24 protein-coding genes are annotated in these 22,821 nt (G+C 43.1%); 13 read left to right on the top strand and 11 right to left on the bottom strand.

Annotated features, from left to right (window positions below; genetic code table 11):
- Positions 1-6: 6 nt before the first annotated feature.
- From rsmG to IDJ76_RS17555, 3 genes are read right to left on the bottom strand one after another with little or no spacing between them, the layout of a single operon-like run.
- A complete protein-coding gene (gene rsmG / locus IDJ76_RS17565) occupies positions 7-633 on the bottom strand; it encodes a 16S rRNA (guanine(527)-N(7))-methyltransferase RsmG (protein ID WP_191165018.1) in 627 nt (208 codons plus the stop codon).
- Positions 623-1,228, bottom strand: coding sequence for an RNA polymerase sigma factor (locus IDJ76_RS17560; RefSeq protein ID WP_191165016.1), 606 nt, complete (start codon positions 1,226-1,228; stop codon positions 623-625). The genes rsmG and IDJ76_RS17560 overlap by 11 nt, the downstream gene beginning before the upstream one ends.
- Positions 1,219-2,265, bottom strand: coding sequence for a glycosyltransferase (locus tag IDJ76_RS17555; RefSeq protein WP_224746392.1), 1,047 nt, complete (start codon positions 2,263-2,265; stop codon positions 1,219-1,221). Before IDJ76_RS17555 ends, IDJ76_RS17560 begins: the two co-directional genes overlap by 10 nt.
- A 289-nt stretch (positions 2,266-2,554) precedes the next feature.
- Here IDJ76_RS17555 and tgt point away from each other — a divergent pair, with 289 nt between their 5' ends.
- The 4 genes from tgt (at position 2,555) to IDJ76_RS17535 (ending at position 6,836) form a co-directional block, all read left to right on the top strand.
- Positions 2,555-3,685: a tRNA guanosine(34) transglycosylase Tgt gene (gene tgt / locus IDJ76_RS17550; protein WP_191165012.1), complete on the top strand. Its 1,131-nt coding sequence runs from the start codon at positions 2,555-2,557 to the stop codon at positions 3,683-3,685.
- Positions 3,685-4,800, top strand: a complete 1,116-nt coding sequence (locus IDJ76_RS17545; protein WP_191165010.1) for an LptF/LptG family permease — start codon at positions 3,685-3,687, stop codon at positions 4,798-4,800. Before tgt ends, IDJ76_RS17545 begins: the two co-directional genes overlap by 1 nt.
- Entirely contained in the window at positions 4,800-5,705 is a 906-nt protein-coding gene (locus IDJ76_RS17540; protein WP_191165008.1) for a DMT family transporter, read from the top strand. The genes IDJ76_RS17545 and IDJ76_RS17540 overlap by 1 nt, the downstream gene beginning before the upstream one ends.
- An 852-nt stretch (positions 5,706-6,557) precedes the next feature.
- Positions 6,558-6,836 (top strand): hypothetical protein, encoded by a 279-nt coding sequence (locus IDJ76_RS17535; RefSeq protein ID WP_191165006.1) that lies wholly within the window; start codon positions 6,558-6,560, stop codon positions 6,834-6,836.
- 74 nt (positions 6,837-6,910) lie between these two features.
- On the opposite strand, the gene ispE is transcribed toward IDJ76_RS17535, so the two are convergent.
- The gene (gene ispE / locus IDJ76_RS17530) at positions 6,911-7,735 is read right to left on the bottom strand and encodes a 4-(cytidine 5'-diphospho)-2-C-methyl-D-erythritol kinase (RefSeq protein ID WP_317173976.1); all 825 of its coding nucleotides are present in this window, start codon (positions 7,733-7,735) and stop codon (positions 6,911-6,913) included.
- A 56-nt stretch (positions 7,736-7,791) separates the two neighbouring features.
- On the opposite strand from ispE, the gene IDJ76_RS17525 reads away from it, so the two are divergent.
- The 8 genes from IDJ76_RS17525 (at position 7,792) to IDJ76_RS17490 (ending at position 15,575) form a co-directional block, all read left to right on the top strand.
- Positions 7,792-8,211 (top strand): four helix bundle protein, encoded by a 420-nt coding sequence (locus tag IDJ76_RS17525; RefSeq protein WP_224746391.1) that lies wholly within the window; start codon positions 7,792-7,794, stop codon positions 8,209-8,211.
- 93 nt (positions 8,212-8,304) lie between these two features.
- A complete protein-coding gene (locus IDJ76_RS17520; protein ID WP_191165003.1) occupies positions 8,305-9,126 on the top strand; it encodes a thymidylate synthase in 822 nt (273 codons plus the stop codon).
- 22 nt (positions 9,127-9,148) lie between these two features.
- On the top strand, positions 9,149-9,340 hold the full coding sequence (locus tag IDJ76_RS17515) for a hypothetical protein (protein ID WP_191165001.1): 192 nt from the start codon (positions 9,149-9,151) through the stop codon (positions 9,338-9,340).
- Positions 9,337-9,723 (top strand): type II toxin-antitoxin system death-on-curing family toxin, encoded by a 387-nt coding sequence (locus IDJ76_RS17510; protein ID WP_191164999.1) that lies wholly within the window; start codon positions 9,337-9,339, stop codon positions 9,721-9,723. The genes IDJ76_RS17515 and IDJ76_RS17510 overlap by 4 nt, the downstream gene beginning before the upstream one ends.
- Before the next feature lie 8 nt (positions 9,724-9,731).
- Complete coding sequence (locus IDJ76_RS17505; protein ID WP_191164997.1) at positions 9,732-10,214, top strand: dihydrofolate reductase; 483 nt, start codon at positions 9,732-9,734, stop codon at positions 10,212-10,214.
- Between the two features lie 114 nt (positions 10,215-10,328).
- Positions 10,329-13,298, top strand: coding sequence for a protein translocase subunit SecDF (gene secDF / locus IDJ76_RS17500; RefSeq protein ID WP_191164995.1), 2,970 nt, complete (start codon positions 10,329-10,331; stop codon positions 13,296-13,298).
- A 99-nt stretch (positions 13,299-13,397) separates the two neighbouring features.
- Positions 13,398-14,711, top strand: coding sequence for an NAD(P)/FAD-dependent oxidoreductase (locus tag IDJ76_RS17495; protein WP_191164993.1), 1,314 nt, complete (start codon positions 13,398-13,400; stop codon positions 14,709-14,711).
- 3 nt (positions 14,712-14,714) lie between these two features.
- A complete protein-coding gene (locus IDJ76_RS17490; protein ID WP_191164991.1) occupies positions 14,715-15,575 on the top strand; it encodes a hydroxymethylglutaryl-CoA lyase in 861 nt (286 codons plus the stop codon).
- Positions 15,576-15,588: 13 nt separating this feature from the next.
- Here the strand turns inward: IDJ76_RS17490 and IDJ76_RS17485 are convergent, their stop codons facing one another.
- The 3 genes from IDJ76_RS17485 to fbaA all read right to left on the bottom strand — a co-directional run bounded on the left by IDJ76_RS17485 (position 15,589) and on the right by fbaA (position 17,646).
- A complete protein-coding gene (locus IDJ76_RS17485; protein ID WP_191164989.1) occupies positions 15,589-16,011 on the bottom strand; it encodes a GNAT family N-acetyltransferase in 423 nt (140 codons plus the stop codon).
- Positions 15,980-16,477, bottom strand: coding sequence for a low affinity iron permease family protein (locus IDJ76_RS17480; protein WP_191164987.1), 498 nt, complete (start codon positions 16,475-16,477; stop codon positions 15,980-15,982). The genes IDJ76_RS17485 and IDJ76_RS17480 overlap by 32 nt, the downstream gene beginning before the upstream one ends.
- 89 nt (positions 16,478-16,566) lie before the next feature.
- Complete coding sequence (gene fbaA / locus IDJ76_RS17475) at positions 16,567-17,646, bottom strand: class II fructose-bisphosphate aldolase (protein ID WP_191164986.1); 1,080 nt, start codon at positions 17,644-17,646, stop codon at positions 16,567-16,569.
- A 327-nt stretch (positions 17,647-17,973) separates the two neighbouring features.
- Here fbaA and accD point away from each other — a divergent pair, with 327 nt between their 5' ends.
- Entirely contained in the window at positions 17,974-18,858 is an 885-nt protein-coding gene (accD, locus tag IDJ76_RS17470; RefSeq protein ID WP_191165223.1) for an acetyl-CoA carboxylase, carboxyltransferase subunit beta, read from the top strand.
- Between the two features lie 313 nt (positions 18,859-19,171).
- On the opposite strand, the gene IDJ76_RS17465 is transcribed toward accD, so the two are convergent.
- From IDJ76_RS17465 to glmM, 4 genes are all read right to left on the bottom strand, one after another.
- Entirely contained in the window at positions 19,172-19,465 is a 294-nt protein-coding gene (locus tag IDJ76_RS17465; RefSeq protein ID WP_191164984.1) for a hypothetical protein, read from the bottom strand.
- Positions 19,466-19,710: 245 nt separating this feature from the next.
- On the bottom strand, positions 19,711-20,079 hold the full coding sequence (locus tag IDJ76_RS17460) for a hypothetical protein (protein WP_191164983.1): 369 nt from the start codon (positions 20,077-20,079) through the stop codon (positions 19,711-19,713).
- An 81-nt stretch (positions 20,080-20,160) separates the two neighbouring features.
- Positions 20,161-21,297: a cysteine desulfurase family protein gene (locus tag IDJ76_RS17455; protein WP_191164981.1), complete on the bottom strand. Its 1,137-nt coding sequence runs from the start codon at positions 21,295-21,297 to the stop codon at positions 20,161-20,163.
- A 79-nt stretch (positions 21,298-21,376) separates the two neighbouring features.
- Complete coding sequence (glmM, locus tag IDJ76_RS17450; RefSeq protein WP_191164979.1) at positions 21,377-22,768, bottom strand: phosphoglucosamine mutase; 1,392 nt, start codon at positions 22,766-22,768, stop codon at positions 21,377-21,379.
- Positions 22,769-22,821 lie beyond the last annotated feature (53 nt).

The raw sequence follows: 22,821 nt of genomic DNA, 5'->3' as shown, positions 1-22,821 counted from the left end.
AAGTAATTATCCCTTTACGTAGATAACTTGCTTGGTTTCAAAAAACTCCTCCTCAAAGTAGTCTTTGAGATGATATTGCTGAACGGTTAAACCCGCGTCGGCAATTTCTTGTGTAAGGTCCCCGCCTTTTAAATACAAGATCCCGTTAGGTAATTTATTATTACTCGTCTTGCTGAACTTACCTTTTACCCAAGGGTAAAAATCCTTCAACTGCGTTACCGCGCGCGACACCACAAAATCAAATTTCTCTTTAATATCTTCGGCGCGGGCATGGGTGCCCTTTACATTTGGCAAGCCCAAAGCCGAGGCCACCTCATTAACTACCTTAATTTTTTTGCCGATAGAATCAACTAGGTGAAAGTTGGTATCCGGGAATAATATCGCCAGCGGTATACCCGGGAAGCCTCCACCGGTACCCACGTCAAGCACGTTTGAACCGGGTACAAATCCCATCACTTTTGCTATGCCTAAAGAATGCAGCACATGGCGCTCGTACAGCAGGTCGATATCCTTACGCGAGATCACGTTGATCTGGCTGTTCCAAAACGTGTACAATTCCTGGAGGCGGGCAAATTGCTCCTGCTGCTGTGGGGTAATATCCGGGAAGTATTTGAGGAGCAAATCAGATGTCATCCTTATTATGTCTGGTAATAATGTTACCTAAAAGGTATCGTGCCCTAAATAGCTGAGCCTTAACCGTACCCAACGGCAAATCAAGCTGCTGAGCAATCTCTTCGTATGATAGCTCGTCGAAATACCTCAGCGTGATCAAATTACGGTACCGTATAGGCAGGCTTTCTATCAATAATTTTAGCTCTTCGGTTTGTTGTTTTTTGATGGATGTTTCTTCCGGATTCAACCCGTCAGATTTGATCTGCAATGGCTTTTCGTCGCCATCCTCATCCATCATGCCATGTATCGATTGAGTATTCAGTTTTTTCTTACGAATAAAATCGATACAGTTATTGGTGGCCACCCTAAAAAGCCAGGTACTAAAGGCATACTCGGGCTGGTATTTATCTAACTTTTCAAAAGCTTTGGCGAAGGTTTCTACCGTAAGGTCATTAGCATCTTCTTTATTGTTCACCATCTTTAGCACCATAAAGTATATCGAATCTTTATAGCGGTGCATCAGATCGGCATAAGCCTTTTGGTTACCCTGCCTTGCCTTTACCACCAAGTGAAAATCGTTCCGGGCGTTCTCGGTAAAATTGGCGTTTACTTCCATCGGGTGGTTTTTATAAATGTACCAATCAATCCAAACACATTTAAGTATGTGTAATACATGATATCAAAAAAGGGCAAGTACCATACCAAGTCGTTACAATCCAATTTTTTAAATACTTTACAATAGATGAAAATTTGTAAAATCAGCCTAAAAACTACTAAACCGACTGCCCAAAGCGGTTCAAACTTAAATACAAGGCACAAAATAAATAGAATATAAAACAAAAAGCCGCTCACCGCATCAAAACTCAGCATGCGCCTGTGGTTGTTTTTGTACAGTTTCCCCACCCCCATGTGGCGCTTTTTTTGCCTGTACCAGCCACTTAGGGTTGTTTTGGCATCAGTATAGGTAAAGGTATCGGGGTGTATCTCTATGGCCGTATTATCACGGGTTCCATTCTGGTTCACAAAAAGGTCGTCATCGCCGCCCATTACGTGCATATGTGCGGCAAAGCCTTTTACCCCAAAAAACAGCGATTTGGTATAGGCCAGGTTACGGCCAATACCCATATATGGGTCGCCGCTAAGGGCAAATGAAAGATAATTAATGCCTGTTTTAAGCGTCTCGAACCTGATAAAAGGATTTAAAAAATTACCGGTTTTAGTATAGGGCGAGTACCCCAAAACTATCTGGGTGGCACCCGTAAAATTTGCGGCCATCCGGGTTACCCAGTTTAAAGTTGCAGGTTTACAATCGGCATCGGTGAATAAAAGATGCTCGTGTTTGGCAGCCTTGATCCCCAAGGTAAGGGCAAACTTTTTACCTGTTTTGTAGCGGGCGTGCTCGGTAATGGTAACAACTTTAAGGTGTTTAAATTCTTCCTGGATCTCCAGTAAAACCTCTGCCGAGCCATCTGTCGAGCAATCATTGATCACCACTACCTCATAATCCGGGTAATTTTGCTGTAATATATAAGGTAGGTTTGCGGTAAGGTTGCGCGCCTCGTTGCGGGCACTGATGATGACGGATATAGGTACAGACGGCCCGGGTAGCGTTTCACCCGGTTTGTAGCCGGCCAGTTTACTGTGGTTACTCAATAAATAATACAGCTGAACGATGAAACAAAGCTGTAATAAAACAAATAACGCGTCTTTGATATAAACTTCCAATGCCCCTATAATATAAGGTGCAAATTTGTTAAAAAAGGTTGATAATATGGTAGAAATGTTATAGAAGTTGTAAAGGTTATTAAGCTTAAAACAGGTGCTTAATTCCCTTTAATATATAATTACCGTATTCCATAAAAGTTAAGCTGGTATTGCGGCTTTATCATTGACTATTCGTTATAACCTTTCTCAACCTAAATCACTAATTTTGCGCTACTAAATGAAATTTACTTTAACAGCACAAGACCCCCTTTCAAAGGCCCGCGCAGGCGAACTGGTTACAGACCATGGGGTTATACAAACGCCAATTTTTATGCCTGTTGGCACCGCAGGTACCGTAAAAGCGGTACACCAGCGCGAACTGAAGGATGATATCAAAGCCGATATTATACTGGGAAACACTTACCATTTATACCTTCGCCCCGGTTTAGATACCATTGAACAGGCAGGCGGCCTGCATAAATTCAATGGCTGGGACGGCCCTATCTTAACAGATAGCGGCGGTTACCAGGTATACTCGCTAAGTGAAGTTCGTAAAATTAAAGAGGAGGGCGTTACTTTCCGCTCCCATGTGGACGGCTCAAAACACTTGTTTACGCCCGAGAATGTAATGGATATTCAGCGTACCATCGGTGCCGATATCATTATGGCCTTTGATGAGTGCACCCCCTACCCCTGCGAATATAATTACGCCCGCCGTTCTATAGAGATGACACACCGCTGGCTTAAACGGTGTTGCCAGCGATTTGACACTACCGAGCCAAAGTATGGGTATAACCAAACGCTTTTCCCCATAGTACAAGGCTCTGTTTACAAAGATCTGCGAATGCGCTCGGCCGAAGTTATTGCCTCTTTTGAGCGTGAAGGGAATGCTATTGGCGGCTTATCGGTAGGTGAACCTGCCGAAGAAATGTACGCAATGACAGAAATTGTGTGCAATATATTACCGGAGCAAAAACCACGTTACTTAATGGGCGTAGGTACGCCTATTAACATTTTGGAAAACATTGCTTTAGGTATTGATATGTTTGACTGCGTGATGCCCACCCGTAACGCCCGTAATGGCATGCTTTTTACCAAAAACGGCATTATGAATATGCGTAACGAAAAGTGGAAGAACGACTTTAGCCCTATTGAAGCCGACAGTGACCTTTTTGCCGATACGTGCTATTCCAAGGCCTATTTACGCCACCTGATACATAGCGGCGAGATGCTGGGCGCGCAAATTGCTACGCTGCACAACCTCCATTTTTACCTGTGGCTGGTTAAGGAAGCACGCGAAAAGATAATTACCGGTGAGTTTTACGATTGGAAAAACAAGATGGTAACGCGCCTGGGCACCAGACTATAATGAGGAAATTCACCCACAGATTTTTAACGGTTATTGACCGGTATATCATTAAAAAGTACTTGGGGACGTTTATGTTCACCCTCGGTATCTTCCTGGTGATCTCTGTAGTATTTGATATATCTGAACACCTGGATAATTTCTTGGGTGAAGAAAGTACGTTGCATGATATCGTATTTGTTTATTATGCCGGGTTCGTCCCCTTTTATATGATGCTGCTATCGCCGCTGATCAACTTTTTAGCGGTGATTTTCTTCACTGCTAAAATGGCCAACCAAACCGAGATCGTACCTATACTAACCAGCCGCGCCAGCTTTTACCGTTATTTAAGGCCTTATGCGCTATCAGCAACGCTCATATTTATCGTGTCGTTATTTGCCAATTTGTACCTTTTACCCTATACAAATAAGCTAAAAGTTAGCTTTGAGGGTAAGCATTTTTTCAATAGCGACGACCCCTCAAAGAACGAAGTACACATCCAACTTGACAAAAACACCTACGTTTTTATGCAATCTTTCAACACAGAAGCAAAAACGGGCTACCAGTTTATGATGGAAAAATACGATGGCGACGAGTTAAAAGAGCGCCTGACCGCCCCCAGTATTGCTTACGATACCGTTAAAAACAGGTGGAAAATCATTAGTCCTTCTATCAGATATGTGAACGGGTTAAAGGAAAAATTTATCACCAGCGGCCCTTTGATTGACACCGTTTTAGATATGCGCCCGGTTGATTTTGAAGCCCACGATAACGTTGCAAGTAACATATATGGCGCCATGTCATTGCGCCTTTTAAACGAGGGAATAGAGAAAGAAAAGATCCGAAGCACGGGGGTAATAGTTGATATGCAATTCGAAAAATACCGGCGTTTTGTAGAGCCTTTATCGTCATTTGTACTCTGCTGTATAGGGGTTGCTATCTCGTCGCGCAAGGTTCGCGGGGGGGTTGGTTTACCCCTGGGGATAGGGATTTTCATCTGTTTTACCTATATCGTAGTCAATAAATTCGCACTGGTTTTTGCCATAAAGGGGGGCTTCCCGCCGCTAATCGCTGTGTTTATACCTAACATTATCTTCGGTTTATTGGGTTATATTTTACTCATTCGCGCTCCAAAATAATGACCCAAACACCCGAAAATACCGGCCTTACCAAGAACCTTATCATCCTTCATATAACTGTTTTTGTTTGGGGTTTCACCGGGATTTTGGGTCAGTTGATTACAATTTCTGCAGTAAATCTGGTATGGTATCGTGTGCTAATTGCAGTAATTTCCCTGTTTTTTTACGTGATATTCAGTAAAAATGAGAGAAAAATAGAACCAAAAACTTACCTTAAAATGGCCTTAACAGGGGCATTAGTAGGCGGGCACTGGATCCTTTTTTTCGCTTCCATCAAACTTTCTACCGTTCCGGTCACTCTCGTATGCCTCTCTTCTATCACGCTTTTCACAGCAATTCTGGAGCCCCTAATCAACAAAAAATCCATTTCAAAAATGGAAATCATTGCCGGAATTTTAATAGTTACGGGCATTACATTGATCTTCAAATTTGAAACGCAATACACTAAGGGTATTATTGCAGGTCTTGCGAGCGCAGTACTTGCCAGCCTTTTTTCAATCATTAATGCACGTTTTGTACAAAAAATCACTCCCCCGGTTATCGCGTTTTATGAGCTATCGGGCGCATTGGTTTGGATCACTTTATATCTTATAGCCACACATGGCTTTAGTAAAGACCAGGTACCTAACCACGCCGACATTTCCTATCTACTGGTGTTGGGAACACTCTGCACATCGGTTGCGTACGTTGCCGGGGTATCTGTAATGCGACAGCTGTCTGCATTTAAGGTAGCGCTGATCACCAATCTTGAACCGGTTTACGGTATTATTATGGCGTTTATTTTCTTCGGCGATATGAATAAAATGACAGCCGGTTTCTGGGCCGGGGCGCTCATCATTCTCTCCACTATCTTTCTATTTCCGCTTGTGCAAAAGCAGGTGGTGCGCCGCCGCACAAAGGTTTAATTATTCTGTTTTTTCATGATCGTTCAATTATTCCTCCAAGATTCTATCAGGGTAGGGGCAAAGTATGCCTCACAAAACAGCATCTTTTAAGCGTCTGTAAGCAATTATATTTTCGGGTGAGCCCTTGTCCTCAACAATTACTTTAAGTATCAGCAGGTGCCAAATCCAAGATTCAGATAGTGTATTTACACCTCGATTGGCCGTTACTCTATCTTAACGGAAAAAACTCAGTATAAATCAAAAAAATAAGAAAATATCACGGTTTAAATAATTAAAATATTATTATGAAAATCAGATATTTATATAGTTTACCTAATATTATAAATTATACAAAATCGATTTTGAAAAGATTAAATTACTAAATATATTAGCATTGACTTCATGAACTTATAAAATTTTTGCTTAGATGATTAAAAGTCAGTATATTACAATGAGTTAATTAAGATAGATATACCTACTGTGATTTCAGAGATATGTGATGTACAAAGTGTACCGAAACTAAAATATGAGAATTTATAAAAATCAGGGGAAGAGGAGAAATCGTATACAGATTCAACTTCTTAACGGAAAATCATCGCTTAAAATTCAATCATTGACTAATTACAAAATACTATAACCGTGCCAGAATGCAATAAGGAAATACACCTTCGACCTGGATGGACTTTGATCGCGCTGAAGTTTAAAATCAAATACCCCCTTGAAAAACTATGTGGAGGTTTTGACAGACTAATCCCAGCCTCCCACCTATTTTTGAAATCGTAATTATTGTCATCTGCCGGCGTTGAGGCAAACCTGATTTTTAAAAGAGATTAAAAATCCGCATCTTGTAAAAACTGTAACCACAAGAAATTCATGAGCTTTAAAAATATCGTTGCCCTGGTGATCGTTGTGCTACTCACAATTGTGATCATGCAAAACACCGACGAGGTGAAATTCACCATTTTATTTACCACCACCTATTTATCAAAAGTGCCGGTAATGACAGCTATCGCCGTGTCTGCATTTGTACTGGGTGTGCTGGTAGGCAGGCCAAAAAACAAGAAATACGATATCGCCAAACATCATGAAGACATCTACGGGAAGGAAGATCCCAAAACACTAAGTGACGAAGACCGGGATTACATCAGCTGAGTAGTGAGTAGTGAGTAGTGAGTAGTGAGTAGTGAGTAGTGAGTAGTGAAAATTAGTGAAAGAGGTCTGTTGTTTTAGACGTTATAAAAAACCTGGTAGTTTTCTTCCATGTTCTTCAGATCCGGCTCGGCCTCAAAAATGCCAAAAACCGATGCGCCAGACCCGCTCATACTGGCATACAGCGCACCATGTTCATATAGTTCTGCTTTTACGCCACGTATAGCAGGTCTGTCACGGAAGATATGGCCCTCAAAGTCATTCTTAATAGTGCGTTTCCAATTAGCTATGGGCGTTTTTATGAGGTCGTATAAAGTTTCAGAAACCGGGGCTGGTTTTACTCCTCTGTACGCCTCTGCGGTCGATACGTGCTCATCAGGCATTACCAAAGCAATATGATAGCCGGAGAGGTCTAATTTCACTTCTTCAAACTCATCCCCCTTCTCAAATGCGAACACCGGTTTGTTCTCAATAAAGAACGCGCAGTCGGCACCCAGTTTGCGAGCATATTCCATCATTGCATCTGACGATAACTCAAGGCTAAATTTATCGTTCATCAATTTGATAAAAAATGCCGCGTCGGATGAGCCTCCCCCCAACCCCGCACCTATCGGGATATTTTTGTGCAGGTGAATTTTTACCGGCGGTAATTTGGGGAAATCCTTTTTCAGCAGGTGGTATCCTTCCACGCAAAGGTTGTCGTCCATGTCGCCCGGGATCTCGAGGCCGGTCGATTCAAAACTCAGCTCGTTCGCTTCTATCACTTCCAGCACGTCATTAATTTTTAGCGGGTAAAAAACAGTCTCCAAATCATGGTAACCATCCGGGCGGCGCGCAGTGATATTTAGTCCGATATTTATTTTAGCGTTAGGGAATACGATCATTTTGATTTTGATTAACACCGTATGTATTTATACACATCAGTAGGATACCAAAATTAGATTATTTTTCTTTGTGTTTGGAAGTAGTTGTAAGGGTTAGAGGAGTTGTAAGGGTTGGAAAAGTTAAAAGCGTTAACCGGCAGATGAAAAGTTTTGAAGATCTTGAAGTTTGGAAACAGTGCCGGGATTATCGAATAAGCATTAACGACCTCTTAAAACAATTCCCTTCTGATGAAAAATTTCGATTGGTTGACCAACTTAAAAGATGCTCAAGATCAGTTACGGCGAACATTGCTGAGGGACATGGCAGATATCATTACGGTGACAATATAAAGTTTTGCAGAAATGCGCGTGGCTCTTTAAATGAAACGCTGGATCATTTGATTTGCGCCCACGACGAAAATATAATCACCCAGGATAAATTGAATGAATTTAGGTTAAGTTACGAGAATTGTTTTAGGCTGCTTAATGGTTACATAGCTTATTTAAAAACATGATTGACTCAAACAACAGGTTAATTAAGAAAAGTCATGATTAGTGCTTTCTAACTTTTATAACCTCTCTAACTTTTAAAACTTTTAATAACTCACATGAAACAATACCTCGACCTGATGCAGCACGTGCTTGACAACGGCGCGCAAAAGCATGACCGTACCGGCACCGGTACCATCAGCGTGTTTGGCTACCAAATGCGTTTTAACCTGCAGGATGGGTTCCCGATGGTGACCACCAAAAAGCTGCACTTAAAATCTATCATCCACGAGTTGATCTGGTTTTTGAGCGGCGATACTAATATCCAATATTTAAAAGATAATGGCGTACGCATTTGGGACGACTGGGCCGACGAGAACGGCAACCTGGGCCCGGTGTACGGCTACCAATGGCGGTCATGGCCAATGCCCGATGGCGGGCACATCGACCAGATCACCCAAGTGGTAAACCAACTCAAGAACAATCCGGATTCGCGCCGCATCATGGTATCGGCCTGGAACGTAGCCGATGTTAACCAGATGGCGCTCCCCCCCTGCCATAGCCTGTTCCAGTTTTATGTGCAGCCGGCAGATACCGCAAAAGGCGAAATACGGGGCAAGCTGTCCTGCCAACTTTACCAGCGCAGTGCCGATATATTTTTGGGCGTACCATTCAACATTGCATCATACGCTTTACTTACCATGATGATGGCGCAGGTGTGCGACCTGGATTACGGCGACTTCATTCACACCTTTGGCGATGCACATTTGTACAACAACCATATCGAGCAAACCAAACTACAGTTAAGCCGCGAGCCGAAGCCACTACCGACGATGAAGATCAATCCTGCGGTGAAAGACATCTTCAGTTTTAAGTTTGAAGATTTTACGCTGGAGAATTACGAGCCGCATCCACACATTAAGGGAGTTGTTGCGGTTTAATAAATTTTGTAAATTTGAAATTATGAGCACTGCTGAATTAAAAGAAGAAATACAAAAGGCTATTAACCAAATGCCGGAAAGCGATCTGAAAGAAGTGTGGGATCTGATCAATAAAAAACAGGGCAAGAATAGCATCGATGATAAAACATTAGATAAATACATGGATGCTATTATCTCAGAAAACCGGGGTCTACTTCAAAGATTAGCACAATGATAGGTTTGCAATCTGTTGTTCGTATCCACAGCAGGTTAATTGATGAATTTGGAGGTAGTAAAGGGGTACGCGACAATAGTTTGTTAGAATCTGCCTTAAACCGTCCTTTTGCCACCTTCGATGGCATAGATCTCTATTCTACCATTGCAGAAAAAGCTACCGCCGTATTTGAAAGTTTAATTATTAATCATCCTTTCATGGATGGCAATAAAAGAATTGCTTATGCACTTATGGAGGTTGTACTACGCCATGGGGGCTTGGTTTTAGCGGCCAGCGAAGATGAAAAATATGAGTTGGTAATTAACGCTAGCACTGGGGTATTTAGATTCGATGAGATCAAAAATTGGATCGAGGCTAAATCTAAAAAAAACGGCAATCTATAAATCCAGTAATGACCATATCCATAATAGTAGCCATTGCCCAAAACCACGCCATTGGTAAAAACAACCAGTTGCTTTGGCACATGCCTAACGACCTTAAACATTTTAAACAGGTAACATCGGGCGGCACCATCATCATGGGCCGCAAAACCTATGAGTCAGTTGGTAAACCGTTGCCTAACCGCCGCAATATTGTGGTTACCCGGCAGGAGATCCAAATCCCCGGATGCGAGGTGGTAAAATCTATTGACGAGGGCTTATCGCTATGCGCGCATGACGAAGAAGTATTTATTGTCGGCGGGGCCGAGATCTACCGGCAAGCTATGGCTAAAACCGACAGAATCTACCTAACCATCATCCATAAAGATTTTGATGCCGATACCTTTTTTCCGGAGATTGACTATCTGCAATGGACGGAAGTAAGCCGCGAAGATTTTGAGCCGGACGAGAAAAACCCGCTCCCTTATTCGTTTATCACACTAAACCGCGCTTAACAAAACCCTATTTATTTTGTTTCAATTAAAAATTTCATGCTACTGAAATTTTATTAGATTTGCCGTCTTATTTAAAAAGCTTATAAACTAATTAATTACATATTTTAATTCGCGATGCAAGGAAAAGGGGTTATTAAATTTTTCGCCATTCTGCTGGCTGTAGTATGCTTATACCAGCTTTCTTTTACATGGGTGGCCCATAAGGTTGAGAATGATGCCAAAGTGTATTCAAAGGGCAATACCGATAAGGAAAAGGCTTATTTGGATTCGATGTCAACTCAACCGGTATATCCGCTTTTTAACCATACCTACCAGTATTGTTTAGAAAGAGAGCTCGCCCTTGGGTTAGACTTAAAAGGCGGTATGAACGTTACGATGCAAATTTCGTTACGTGAGTTGGTACAGTCGTTAGCCAATAACAACCCTGATGTTGTTTTCAACCAGGCATTGGCCAACGCGCAAAAGAGAAGCGTTACCGAGCAAAAGGATTACATTACCCTTTTTGTTGATGAGTATGAAAAACTGGCACCTAACGCTAAACTGGCATCGATATTTGCTAACAGCAATAACCAGGAAAAACTAAAGTTCAACTCATCAAACAGTGATGTTGAAAAATACCTGAAGGATCAGGCAGATGTTGCCGTTCAACAATCATACACGGTATTGCATACCCGTATCGATCAGTTTGGCGTAACGCAGCCAAACATCCAACTGCAAAAAAGCACCAACCGTATTTTAATTGAGTTACCGGGTGTTAAAGAGCCGGAGCGTGTACGCAAGTTATTATCCGGATCCGCTAAGTTAGAGTTCTATCAAACTTATGATAACAGCGAGGTTTACCAGCTTTTTGTAAATGTTAACGGCATTTTAGCCGCTAAAAACAAAGCTGCTGCGCCTAAAGATACCACTAGGGCTGCTGTAACCGCAGGTAAAACTGCTACCTCGGTAAAAGATTCTGCTAATTCATTACTTGCCAAATTAAAAACCACTACCGGTAAAGATTCATCTGGCTTAAACAAAAGCCAGTTGGCTTCGCAAAACCCGCTATTCTCGGTAATGTCTTTAGTTACTTATCAAGATGCAAACGGTCAGCAGCAATTAAACCCGGGCCCTATTGTAGGTTACTCGGCTGTAAAGGATACCGCCAAGGTTAACGCTTATTTGCGCAGCGCTGATGTTAAAGCAGTATTGCCACAAAACCTTAAATTACTTTGGGGCGTTAAGCCGATCGAAAAAACTAAGGTTTTTGAATTATACGCCATCAAATTATCGGGTGCAGAAAACGGACCGGTATTGACAGGTGATGTGATCAATGATGCCCGTAACGATATCGACCAGACAAAGGGCGGTTACGAAGTTACCATGTACATGAACTCGCAAGGCGCGCAGAAATGGAAAACCGTTACTGCCGAAGCTTCTGCAGGTGCACAAAAAAGAGCAATTGCTATTGTGTTAGATGATAACGTTTACTCGGCACCAAACGTACAGAACGAAATTTCTGGTGGTGTATCTTCCATATCTGGCGGTAACTTCACTTTAGAGGATACTAAGGATTTAGCCAACGTGTTAAAAGCAGGCCGCTTACCAGCTCCCGCCCGTATCATTGGCGAGGATGTTGTTGGCCCGTCATTAGGCCAGGAAGCAATCAGCGCAGGTTTACTGTCATGTGTATTAGGTTTAGTAGTGATTTTGATCTTTATGATCGCTTACTACAACCGTGCAGGCACCGTAGCCGTTGTTGCGGTATTAGTAAACGTATTCTTTTTGATGGGTATCCTCATCAGCTTACGTGCCGTATTAACCTTACCGGGTATAGCAGGTATCATCCTGATATTAGGTGTAGCGGTCGATGCGAACGTATTGGTTTATGAGCGCGTGCGTGAAGAGCTGGCTTTAGGCAAATCAATCCGGATTGCCATTGCCGATGGTTTTAAACATGCCCTACCATCTATCTTAGATGCCAACATCAGTACTTTTTTAACAGGTGTTATCTTGTTCTTGTTCGGATCGGGCCCAATCCAGGGTTTCGCAACCACGCTAATGATCGGTATCGTTACTACTTTGTTCTGTTCATTACTGATCTCGAGGTTGATCTTTGAATTTATGTTAGAAAAAGGCTGGGATATCAAATTCTCACGTCCATGGAGTTCACATACTTTCAAGAACGCAAACTACGGCTTTGTTAAAAACCGTTTTAAATTCTATGCCTTCTCTGGTGTTTTCATCATCGCCGGTTTAATATCAATGGTAACACGCGGTTTTAACTACGGTGTTGACTTTGGTGGCGGCCACACTTACATCATTAAGTTTAACGGCAAGGTTACTACAGAGCAGGTGCACAATGCTGTTGATGCTACTTTAGGCCGCGGTACTGAAGTGAAAACTTTTGGCGCGGATAAGATCAGTATTAACACCAACTATTTAATAGACGATAACAAAGCCGATGCTGACGATAAGGTACAGGCAGCATTGTTGCAGGCGTTATCATCAACACCAGCTACTAAAATTAATGCGAGCCAGATCTTGAGTCATCAAAAGGTAGAGGCTACCATTGCAAACGAGGTTAAAGCCTCTGCAAAGTGGACCATTATCATCGCTATTTTAGTGATTTCGGCTTACATACTGATCCGTTTCCGCAAATGGCAGTTCAGCCTGGGCGCAATGATCGCTACCGCGCATGATTCGCTGTTAGTATTATCGTTCTTCTCACTGTTTAAGGATATACTTCCGTTTTCGTTAGATATCGACCAGGCCTTTATCGCTGCGTTGCTTACCGTTATCGGTTACTCCATCAATGATACCGTAGTTGTATTTGACCGGATCCGTGAATTCCTGGAACTGCACCATTCCAAAACTGACGACCCTAAAGAGGTTATTAACCATGCCATCAATAATACTTTAAGCCGTACCATTATTACTGCTTTAACGGTTATTATGATTTTGGTGATCTTGTTCGCATTCGGTGGTGATGTGATCCGTGGGTTCTCATTCGCATTATTGATCGGCGTTATCTTCGGTACGTACTCGTCAATCTGCGTGGCTACACCCGTTATCATCGACTTTGGAAAAAAAGACCTGAGATAATAATCCATCTCATATATTTTAAAAGGCTCCAAAGAACATTTGGAGCCTTTTTTGTTTACTATGCAAACGCATAAGTTTCAATACCCAAAATGTACTCAAATGAGCAATACAGATAGTTCTAAATTTCCAACAGTAGTGATCATAGGCGGCGGCTTCGGCGGTATACAGGTGGCTAAACAACTGGCCGATAAGCCTGTAGAAGTTATCCTGATCGACAAGCATAACTACCACACATTCCAGCCGTTACTTTACCAAGTAGCTACCGGTAGTTTAGAGTCAGAATCAATCGCATTCTCGCTCCGGAAAAACTTTGAGGGACAAAAGAACTTACGTTTCCGCCATACCGAAGTTTCCCGGATAGACAGGGAAAACAATACGGTCGAAACTACCATTGGCCCCATCAAATACGATTATCTGGTTATCGCAACGGGCTCAACTACCAATTTCTTTGGCAATAAAGAGATAGAGCACTACGCTATGCCAATGAAATCTATTCCGGAAGCTTTAAACCTTCGGTACATGGTATTACAGAACCTGGAAGAGGCTATTTTAAGGCCGTCTAAGGAAGAACGCGCAGCCTATTTATCATTTGTACTGGTTGGTGCAGGGCCTACCGGTGTAGAGCTTGCAGGCGCCTTGGCCGAGCTGCGCAATCACGTGTTGAACAAGGATTACGCCGAACTGTCTAAAGATGAAATGAAGGTTTACCTGGTCGATTTCCTTCCGAAAGTTTTGGGACCGTTTTCTGACGAGGGATCTAAAGCCGCAGACGATTTTTTGCATAAAATGGGAGTCGAGCTGTTGCTGAATGTTAAGGTGGAAAGCTATGACGGCAACGAGATCAAATTCGAGGGCGGTAAAAGTATCAAAACCAAAAACGTGATCTGGTCTGCAGGGGTACAGGGTGTTGTGCCGGAGGGAGTATCAAAAGACGCCATTGAGCGCGGAAACCGCATCAAGGTGGATACCATTTGCCGCATGATAGGCACCGAAAACATATTTGCTATTGGCGATGTGGCTGCGATGATTACAGACGAAACACCAAAGGGACACCCGGGTGTTGCGCAGGTAGCTATCCAGATGGGCGAAACCACGGGTAAAAATATTGTGCGGATGCTTCGTGCAGAGCAACCCTTACCATTTAAGTATAATGATAAGGGCTCGTTAGCAACCATTGGCCGCAATAAGGCCATTGCCGATATTGGTAAGTTTAAAACTCAGGGCTTTTTTGCCTGGCTGATATGGATGTTTGTACACTTGATATCATTAATGGGCGGTCGCAACAGGGTTATCGTATTTATTAACTGGGTATCAAGTTATATCAGCTATAACGGTGGCAGCAGGCTGATTATCCGTAACTTTAAACGCGAAGAGCTGGTTCAAAAAGACGAACAGGTGAGCAAACCCGATTAAATCATGGCCGAAGCTTTAAAGATAACCGAGTGTCCGCGCGATGCCATGCAAGGCCTGCATGATTTTGTGCCTACCGATGTAAAGGCTGCCTACATAAATCTCCTTTTACAGGTAGGTTTTGATACGATCGATTTCGGTAGCTTTGTATCACCAAAGGCAATACCGCAAATGCGCGATACTGCTGAGGTGTTAAGCAAACTGGATCTAAGCGCGACCAGGTCAAAACTATTAGCTATTGTAGCTAATTACCGCGGCGCCGAAGATGCTGCCAGCCACGAAGAAATCACCTACCTGGGTTACCCTTTTTCTATTTCAGAAACCTTCCAGTTGCGTAATACCAACACAACTATTGACCAGTCATTCGACAATGTAAAGCAAATCGCTGCCCTGTGCGCTACTAAAAACAAAATACCATTGATATACCTGTCCATGGGTTTTGGCAACCCTTATGGGGATATATGGAGCACAGATATTGCAAAAGAATGGACGGAAAAGCTGGTGAAAGAGGGGATTTACAACATTGCCCTTTCAGATACCATCGGCATTGCCACACCCGAACAGATCAGCAGCCTCTACCCTGCCCTGGCAAAAGAATTTTTAGGCGTACAGTTTGGTGTTCACCTGCATTCTACACCCGATACCTGGCTGGATAAGATAGCCGCCGCACACGAAAGCGGTTGCACCAGGTTTGATACTGCCCTGAAGGGTTACGGTGGCTGCCCGATGGCGGCAGATAACTTGACCGGCAACATCGCTACCGAAAACGTGATTGCCTACCTGCTGCATCAAAACATCGAATTAGGCCTTGATCTGGATAAACTGCAGGAAGCGATGGATTACTCGAGCAGGATTTTTACGAAATAAGTTTGGGATTGAGCTAACTCATAACCATTTTATAATGCTTTATACCCGCCTCTTCAAATTCTGCTCCTTCCGTTATAAATCCGAATTTTTTGTAAAGACCCACAGCAGGTGTTTGGGCATGCAGGTAAACATAACCGGCATCGGCGGGCAAATCATCCAAAACGGCTTTAACCAATGCCGACCCTACCCCACCCCTAAATTGCGACAATACGGCAAAACGCTCCAGTTTGTAGCCATTATCGGTTTTGCGCCAGCGGGCAGCACCGGCTGGCTGCCCATCAACAGTAGCTAAAAAGTGATGGGAAACCTCTTCGTTCTCCCGCTCTAATTCGGGCGGGCAAATACCCTCTATAACAAAAACCTGGTGGCGTACAGCGAATGCCGTTTGCAGATCGGCGGCGTTATCAACCTTTTTTACTTCTATTTTTGAGGGCATTAGAGTAATGCGTTTGAGTTTTAAAGTTGGTTATTTTTTTATTATGGTTCTCTTCTGCAGCATCAATAGAGTGTGTACAGGTGATATCATCTTCGTTCTCGGCCAGGTCGGACAGCTTCACATAAAATTTATGCAGTTGATCCAATTCCTTTTCGGTCAAGTCTTCAATATCCACCATTCGGTTACTGGCGCCCTGGTGCGAGGCAAGCAATTCGTTCAGCTTTAGGTGGATAGCCTTTGAATCTTTGTTTTGCGATTTTTGGATCAGGAACACCATTAAAAAGGTAATAATAGTAGTGCCCGTATTGATGATGAGCTGCCAGGTATCAGAATATTTAAATATAGGACCAGTTATCAACCAGACAACAATTGTCAAAATGGCGATGATAAACGCAGCCGAGCTGCCTGTTGCAGCGGTGGCCCAGTTGGCAAACCGCTCAAATAAATTCTTGTTCTTTTTTGCCATTTCAGTGGGGTAAAATTATTATCTATAACCTAAAAAAAGCGCTAATGTTATATCCATTAGCGCTTTTTATTCTTATTGGCTCTACAAGCTTATAGCTTGCTGTTCACGTCTATACAGTTCAGATCGGCAAAAGCCACTTTTAACCTTGCTACGAAGGTTTCTTCGGCTTTACGCAACCAAACGCGCGGGTCGTAAAATTTCTTGTTTGGAGAATCGTCACCATCAGGGCTGCCAATTTGTGTTTGCAAATAGCCTTCTTTTGCCTGATAGTAATCCCTTATACCTTCCCAAAATGCAAACTGCATATCGGTATCGATGTTCATTTTGATAGCACCGTAAGAGATCGCTTCGCGAATTTCTTCCTGGCTTGAACCAGACCCACCGTGGAATACAAAGTTGATCGGCTTTTCGGCAGTTAGGCTGTGTTTCTCTTTCAAAAACTCCTGTGAGTTATGCAAAATAACCGGCTGTAATTTAACGTTACCCGGTTTGTATACACCGTGCACATTACCAAATGCAGCTGCAATAGTAAAACGATGGCTCACTTTAGAAAGTTCTTCATAAGCATAAGCAACCTCTTCTGGCTGGGTATATAAACGTGAGCTGTCAACATCGCTGTTATCAACACCGTCCTCTTCACCGCCTGTAACACCTAACTCAATTTCAACGGTCATGCCCATTTTGGCCATGCGCTCTAAGTATTTGGCAGATATTTCAATATTCTCTTCAATCGGCTCTTCAGAAAGATCCAGCATGTGTGATGAGAATAAGGGTTTGCCTGTTTCGGCAAAGAATTTCTCGCCATGCTCTAATAAGCCGTCAATCCACGGTAACAACTTTTTAGCGGCGTGGTCGGTATGTAAAATAACCGCAACACCATAATGCTCGGCTAATAAATGAACGTGTTTAGCGGCAGATACACCGCCCAAAATGCAGGCCTGTAATTTTGAGTTATCTAATGATTTACCCGCATAAAATTGCGCGCCACCATTTGATAATTGAATAATTACAGGAGAGTTAACAGCCGCGGCTGTTTCCATAACGGCATTAATTGTATTGGTACCGATCACGTTTACGGCAGGCAATGCAAACTGATGTTTTTTAGCTGCTTCAAATAGCTCCTGCACCTGATCGCCGTGCAGTACGCCTTTTATATTTTTTAAATCCATGTGCGTTTGTTTGGGCTTCGAAGTTATAAAAATAGTTGAAAAGTTAAAGATGGAAAGGATGGTAAAAGTTGGAAAAGTTATAAAAGTTGCCTTGGTTATCGCCAATTTACCGTTTGTAACGGTTTGAATTGCTGCCAAATAAGTTTGACGGTAATAATAAGTTATGTAAAGCCGCTATCAACGGCTTTACATTTGCAAACCTTTTCCTTTACCCCCAACCTTTATCTCCTTATAAACCGCTCTAACCCTTAAACTTTTACAACCACTCCCAATAATTACAAACCTTTTTTCGTTTCTTTGCAATACTTGAAAGACTTAGAAATAGATATGGCCTGGTTTAAGAGAGAGATCAAAGGGATAATTACGACTACTGAGGAAAAGAAGGAAGCGCCCGACGGCATCTGGAACAAATGCCCTAATTGTAAAAAACCGTTGCATTACTCAGAACAGGTAGAGAACCAATACGTTTGCCACTATTGCGGTTTCCATTTGCGCATTGGCTCTAAAGAATATTTTTCTGTTTTGTTTGATGATAACCAGTTTACCGAACTGTTTAACAACCTGCACAGCGGCGACCCCCTAAACTTTACCGACAGTAAAAAATACACCGACCGCGTTGCCGAAACGCAAAAAAAGACCGGCCTGCAGGATGCTATCCGCGCCGCACATGGTAAAATGAACGGCCAGGAAGTAATGATTGCCTGTATGGACTTTAACTTTATAGGTGGTTCTATGGGGTCTGTAGTAGGCGAAAAGATTGCCCGCTCGATAGATTACAGCATCGCAAATAAAGTACCCTTCATCATGATCTCCAAATCAGGCGGTGCCAGGATGATGGAAGCGGCGTTTTCACTCATGCAGATGGCTAAAACTTCAGCTAAACTGGCTTTATTGAGCCAGGCTAAGGTACCGTACGTATCTTTACTAACCGACCCTACTACAGGTGGTGTAACCGCTTCGTACGCGATGCTGGGCGACATTAATATTGCCGAGCCGGGTTCACTTATCGGCTTTGCCGGCCCGCGTGTTATTAAAGAAACCATCAAAAAAGATTTACCTAAGGGCTTCCAGACTGCAGAGTTTGTGCAGGAACATGGTTTCCTTGATTTTATCGTAGACCGCCGCGAAATGAAGGAAAAACTGGCCTCATTCTTAAAAATGCTGACACCGGTTACACCTAAAGAAGAAAAAGTAATTGAGCCGAAGGGTTAGATTAAACAATATTTTATAATGAAGAAGCTGTCTGTGAGGATGGCTTTTTTTGTGCTCAAAAACTATTGTCATTGCGAGGAGTGATAGCAACGCGGCAATCTCAGCCTATCCGCTTGTCCTCTGAGATTGCCACGCTATCGCTCGCAAGGACATGAGTTTTAATACCACACGTCATTGCACGGAGCGATAGCGACAAAGCGATCCCCAATGGAAAGGTCGACGACAAACATATTGAGGGTGACACCACAACCAAAAAAGCCATTCGTCAGTTTAACGAATGGCTTTTTCTGTAAATTAAAATTTGAAAAAGATCTTAGATACCTTCTGTACCCGGCTCGTGCCCTACCATCCTGCCGGTTGTACGGCCATGCGGGCGGCTGGCAAAATCTGTTTTTGTAGCTACACCAACTGACGGGAACTCATGTTGGTTTGGTGGCGTTACATCGTTAGACTCACTGTATGAGGTATCTGCGCCTTCCTGCTGTTGCTCCTGCTCCGGCTGGCGGTGGTATTGCGCGCCGTCCTCGTTGTGAGACTGTTGTTCTTCAGGATTTTCATTCGGGTTGTTATTCGGTGTGTATTCCGGATTTTTTTCGTTGCTTTCCATCGTTATTAGTTTTTAATTGTTACTTAATAAAGTATCAAAAATGCTGCCAAAAATTAACTATTTTGTAAATAAACCTCTGTTAAAATTGTAGCGTTACGTTTCAATTAATTAATAATTAGCAGATTAACTCTATTGCCGTTAAAAGCGATGATAGTTGACAAAACCCGGTATTGTATCATAAAAAAGCCACTTGTTAGTTTTACAAGTGGCTTTTATGCCTGCTATTCAGGCCGTGCTCGGCAACGTTAATTCCGGGTTTCGGCACCGCCGCCGTTGTCTACATTACCACCGCCTTCCGTATCGTCGGCGTTTGTTTCATAATCTTCGTTCAGTTCAGTATCAGCAACGGTAGATTGGTCATCTGTGTCCAGCTCATCGTCAGCAACAATCAATTCATCGTCGGTACCCAATTCGTCGTCTGTATCGGCTAATTCATCATCCGTGTCCAACTCATCATCTGTAGTTGCTAATTCATCATCTGTGCCCAATTCATCGTCGGCTCCGTCTGTAGTAGTCGCGCTGCCATTATTCGATAAATCAAACGAAGTTGAACCATTAGGCTGGGATTGATTTTCAAAACCGTTCTCTTGTGTGTTTTCTGCAATAGTTGTCATGGTAGTAGTTTTTTGTTTGTTTACTAAGTTAACTTACCAAGAGGCACAATTGTTTTTCAAAATAAGAGAATAATTTAACTACTATGCATTTACCATGCAAAGGCTTTTCAGTTTAGCCACGGTAAAATCGATCTCTTCCTTTGTATTATGTTTCGAAAAGGAGAACCGCACCGACGGCCTGTCGGGGCTGGCGCCTATTGCCGTTAACACATGCGACCCAATATCGGTACCCGAGCTGCAAGCGCTGCCGCCGGATGCCGAGATACCGGCGATATCCAAATTAAACAGAAGCATGTCGGCCATTTCCATTTCCGGGAAAGAAACGTTCAGTACCGTATATAAACTTTTAGCCGGGTCAGTCTCGCCGTTAAACTGAACGCCTGGCACATCCTGCTCTAACTGGGCTTTCATGTATGATTTCAACTCCTGGATGTAGGCTTGATGCTCGTCCATTTCAGCATAGGCTGCTTCAATGGCTTTAGCCAAACCAACAATACCGTAAATATTTTCGGTACCGCCGCGCATGTTCCGCTCCTGCGATCCTCCATAGATCATCGGGTTGATCTTTACCTTGTGGTTGATGTGTAAAAACCCTACACCCTTCGGTCCGTGCAGCTTATGCGCCGCGCAAACCATAAAGTGCACTTTAAGCTTGCTCAAGTCATGTTTATAATGGCCGACAGTCTGTACCGTATCGCTATGAAATAACGCGTTGTGGGCCTCGCAAAGCTCTCCTACACGTTCAATATCTGTGAGTGTCCCTAATTCGTTATTGGCGTGCATGAGGGAGACAAAGCTGCGTTCGTTATCCTTTAGCAAGGTTTCTAAATGGTCATAATCTATATTACCCTTTTTATCAACGTTTACATAGCTCAACTTGATCACGCCCGCCTTTTCCATCGATTGCAGGGTATGGATCACCGCATGATGCTCCAATTTAGAAGTAATGGCGTGGGTAAGTTTATGGTCGATAATACCGCAGCGGATAGCCATATTATCGGCCTCGGTACCACCACTTGTAAAAAAGATCTCGGCAGGCGATGTATGCAGTAAGTTTGCTATGGTTTTGCGTGAGCGCTCGATAAGCGTGCGTACCTCGCGGCCATGAGCATGTATAGACGACGGGTTACCAAACTGGGTTTCCATCACTTTGTACATTTCCTTTAAAACATCAGGATCAAGGGCGGTAGTGGCTGCATTATCTAAGTAAACACGCATGGGGGTAGTTATTAGTGAGTAGTTGAATAGAGATTAGTTACTTTCTTTCGGACTTTCCGTCGTCCCGACATCTGCTTAACTATTCGTTTAAATTCAAAATTTCTTTTATATCTGTTATAATCTTATTAGCCAATCCATTCGCTACAGTTTCTGAATTACCTTCAGAATAGATGCGGATAATGGGCTCGGTATTCGATTTGCGCAAATGTACCCATTCTTTGTCAAACTCGATCTTGAGGCCGTCGATGGTAGAGTGAGGTTGCTTTTGATATTTCTCCTCTACTTTCAATAACAATGCGTCGATATCCATTTCTGGTGTCAGCGTGATCTTATTTTTTGAGATGAAATAATTAGGGTACGAGCTTTTTAAAACCGATACCGGCTTGCCAAATTTAGCCAGGTGCGTTAAGAACAATGCGATACCCACCAAAGCATCACGGCCATAGTGCAGTTCGGGATAGATCACCCCGCCATTACCTTCGCCGCCGATAATGGCGTTAACTTCCTTCATTTTGTTTACCACGTTTACCTCACCTACGGCTGCTGCATGGTATTCGCCACCGGCGCTCTCGGTAACATCCCGCAGCGCACGGGTAGACGATAGGTTTGATACCGTGTTGCCTTTTGTATTTTTCAATACATAATCTGCAACGGCAACTAAGGTGTATTCTTCGCCAAACATGCTGCCATCTTCGTTTACAAAACAAAGGCGGTCAACATCCGGGTCGACGGCTATACCCAGATCGGCTTTCTTTTTCAAAACTTCCTGCGATAACGCGATCAAGTTCTCGGGCAATGGCTCGGGGTTATGCGGGAAATTACCATCAGGCTCACAATACAGTTCATGAACGGTGTTAACGCCCATTGCTTTCAGCAATGCAGGTACAAAAATGCCTCCTGTAGAGTTTACGCAATCGATAACTACGTTAAAATCAGCCTTTCTTATCGCATCAACATCAACTAAAGGCAAAGCCAATATCTTGTCGATGTGTTTTTGCAGGTAGGTATCATCGTTGGTTACCTTACCCAGATCATTTACTTCTGCATATAAAAAATCGCTGCTTTCGGCAATATCTAAAACTTCTTTACCATCGGTATCGCTAATGAATTCGCCTTTCTCGTTCAACAATTTAAGGGCGTTCCATTGCTTTGGATTGTGGCTGGCTGTGAGGATGATACCCCCTGCTGCCTGCTCGTCGGGAACGGCTATTTCAACAGTTGGGGTGGTGGATAAACCCAGGTCTATCACATCAATGCCCAAACCCTGTAAGGTACCGATAACCAGGTTGTTGACCATAGTGCCCGATAAACGCGCATCACGGCCCAATACGATCTTTTTTAAGCCGGAGCGTTTTACCGCCCAGCTACCAAAGGCCGAGGTGAACTTTACAATATCCAAAGGGGTTAAACCTTCGTCGGCTGCGCCACCAATGGTCCCTCTGATTCCTGAAATTGATTTTATAAGTGTCAAAATTCAAATAGCTGTTAGGCTACAAAAATATAAATATTTAAGCGATAGCAATG

Source organism: Mucilaginibacter glaciei (assembly GCF_014773245.1).
GTDB lineage: Bacteria > Bacteroidota > Bacteroidia > Sphingobacteriales > Sphingobacteriaceae > Mucilaginibacter > Mucilaginibacter glaciei.
Note: the sequence above shows the minus strand (reverse complement) of the source record. Positions and strands in the feature narration are given on the sequence as shown.

Bases quoted from the DNA above. Each gene is read 5' to 3' on its own strand.
- rsmG (WP_191165018.1), bottom strand. From the start codon at position 633: ATGACATCTGATTTGCTCCTCAAATACTTCCCGGATATTACCCCACAG.
- IDJ76_RS17490 (WP_191164991.1), top strand. From the start codon at position 14,715: ATGGCCGAAGCTTTAAAGATAACCGAGTGTCCGCGCGATGCCATGCAA.
- IDJ76_RS17560 (WP_191165016.1), bottom strand. From the start codon at position 1,228: ATGGAAGTAAACGCCAATTTTACCGAGAACGCCCGGAACGATTTTCAC.
- IDJ76_RS17515 (WP_191165001.1), top strand. From the start codon at position 9,149: ATGAGCACTGCTGAATTAAAAGAAGAAATACAAAAGGCTATTAACCAA.
- accD (WP_191165223.1), top strand. From the start codon at position 17,974: ATGGCCTGGTTTAAGAGAGAGATCAAAGGGATAATTACGACTACTGAG.
- IDJ76_RS17455 (WP_191164981.1), bottom strand. From the start codon at position 21,297: ATGCGTGTTTACTTAGATAATGCAGCCACTACCGCCCTTGATCCTGAT.
- IDJ76_RS17485 (WP_191164989.1), bottom strand. From the start codon at position 16,011: ATGCCCTCAAAAATAGAAGTAAAAAAGGTTGATAACGCCGCCGATCTG.
- IDJ76_RS17510 (WP_191164999.1), top strand. From the start codon at position 9,337: ATGATAGGTTTGCAATCTGTTGTTCGTATCCACAGCAGGTTAATTGAT.
- IDJ76_RS17535 (WP_191165006.1), top strand. From the start codon at position 6,558: ATGAGCTTTAAAAATATCGTTGCCCTGGTGATCGTTGTGCTACTCACA.
- tgt (WP_191165012.1), top strand. From the start codon at position 2,555: ATGAAATTTACTTTAACAGCACAAGACCCCCTTTCAAAGGCCCGCGCA.
- fbaA (WP_191164986.1), bottom strand. From the start codon at position 17,646: ATGGATTTAAAAAATATAAAAGGCGTACTGCACGGCGATCAGGTGCAG.
- IDJ76_RS17495 (WP_191164993.1), top strand. From the start codon at position 13,398: ATGAGCAATACAGATAGTTCTAAATTTCCAACAGTAGTGATCATAGGC.
- IDJ76_RS17520 (WP_191165003.1), top strand. From the start codon at position 8,305: ATGAAACAATACCTCGACCTGATGCAGCACGTGCTTGACAACGGCGCG.
- IDJ76_RS17480 (WP_191164987.1), bottom strand. From the start codon at position 16,477: ATGGCAAAAAAGAACAAGAATTTATTTGAGCGGTTTGCCAACTGGGCC.
- IDJ76_RS17460 (WP_191164983.1), bottom strand. From the start codon at position 20,079: ATGACAACTATTGCAGAAAACACACAAGAGAACGGTTTTGAAAATCAA.
- IDJ76_RS17505 (WP_191164997.1), top strand. From the start codon at position 9,732: ATGACCATATCCATAATAGTAGCCATTGCCCAAAACCACGCCATTGGT.
- IDJ76_RS17545 (WP_191165010.1), top strand. From the start codon at position 3,685: ATGAGGAAATTCACCCACAGATTTTTAACGGTTATTGACCGGTATATC.
- IDJ76_RS17540 (WP_191165008.1), top strand. From the start codon at position 4,800: ATGACCCAAACACCCGAAAATACCGGCCTTACCAAGAACCTTATCATC.
- secDF (WP_191164995.1), top strand. From the start codon at position 10,329: ATGCAAGGAAAAGGGGTTATTAAATTTTTCGCCATTCTGCTGGCTGTA.
- IDJ76_RS17465 (WP_191164984.1), bottom strand. From the start codon at position 19,465: ATGGAAAGCAACGAAAAAAATCCGGAATACACACCGAATAACAACCCG.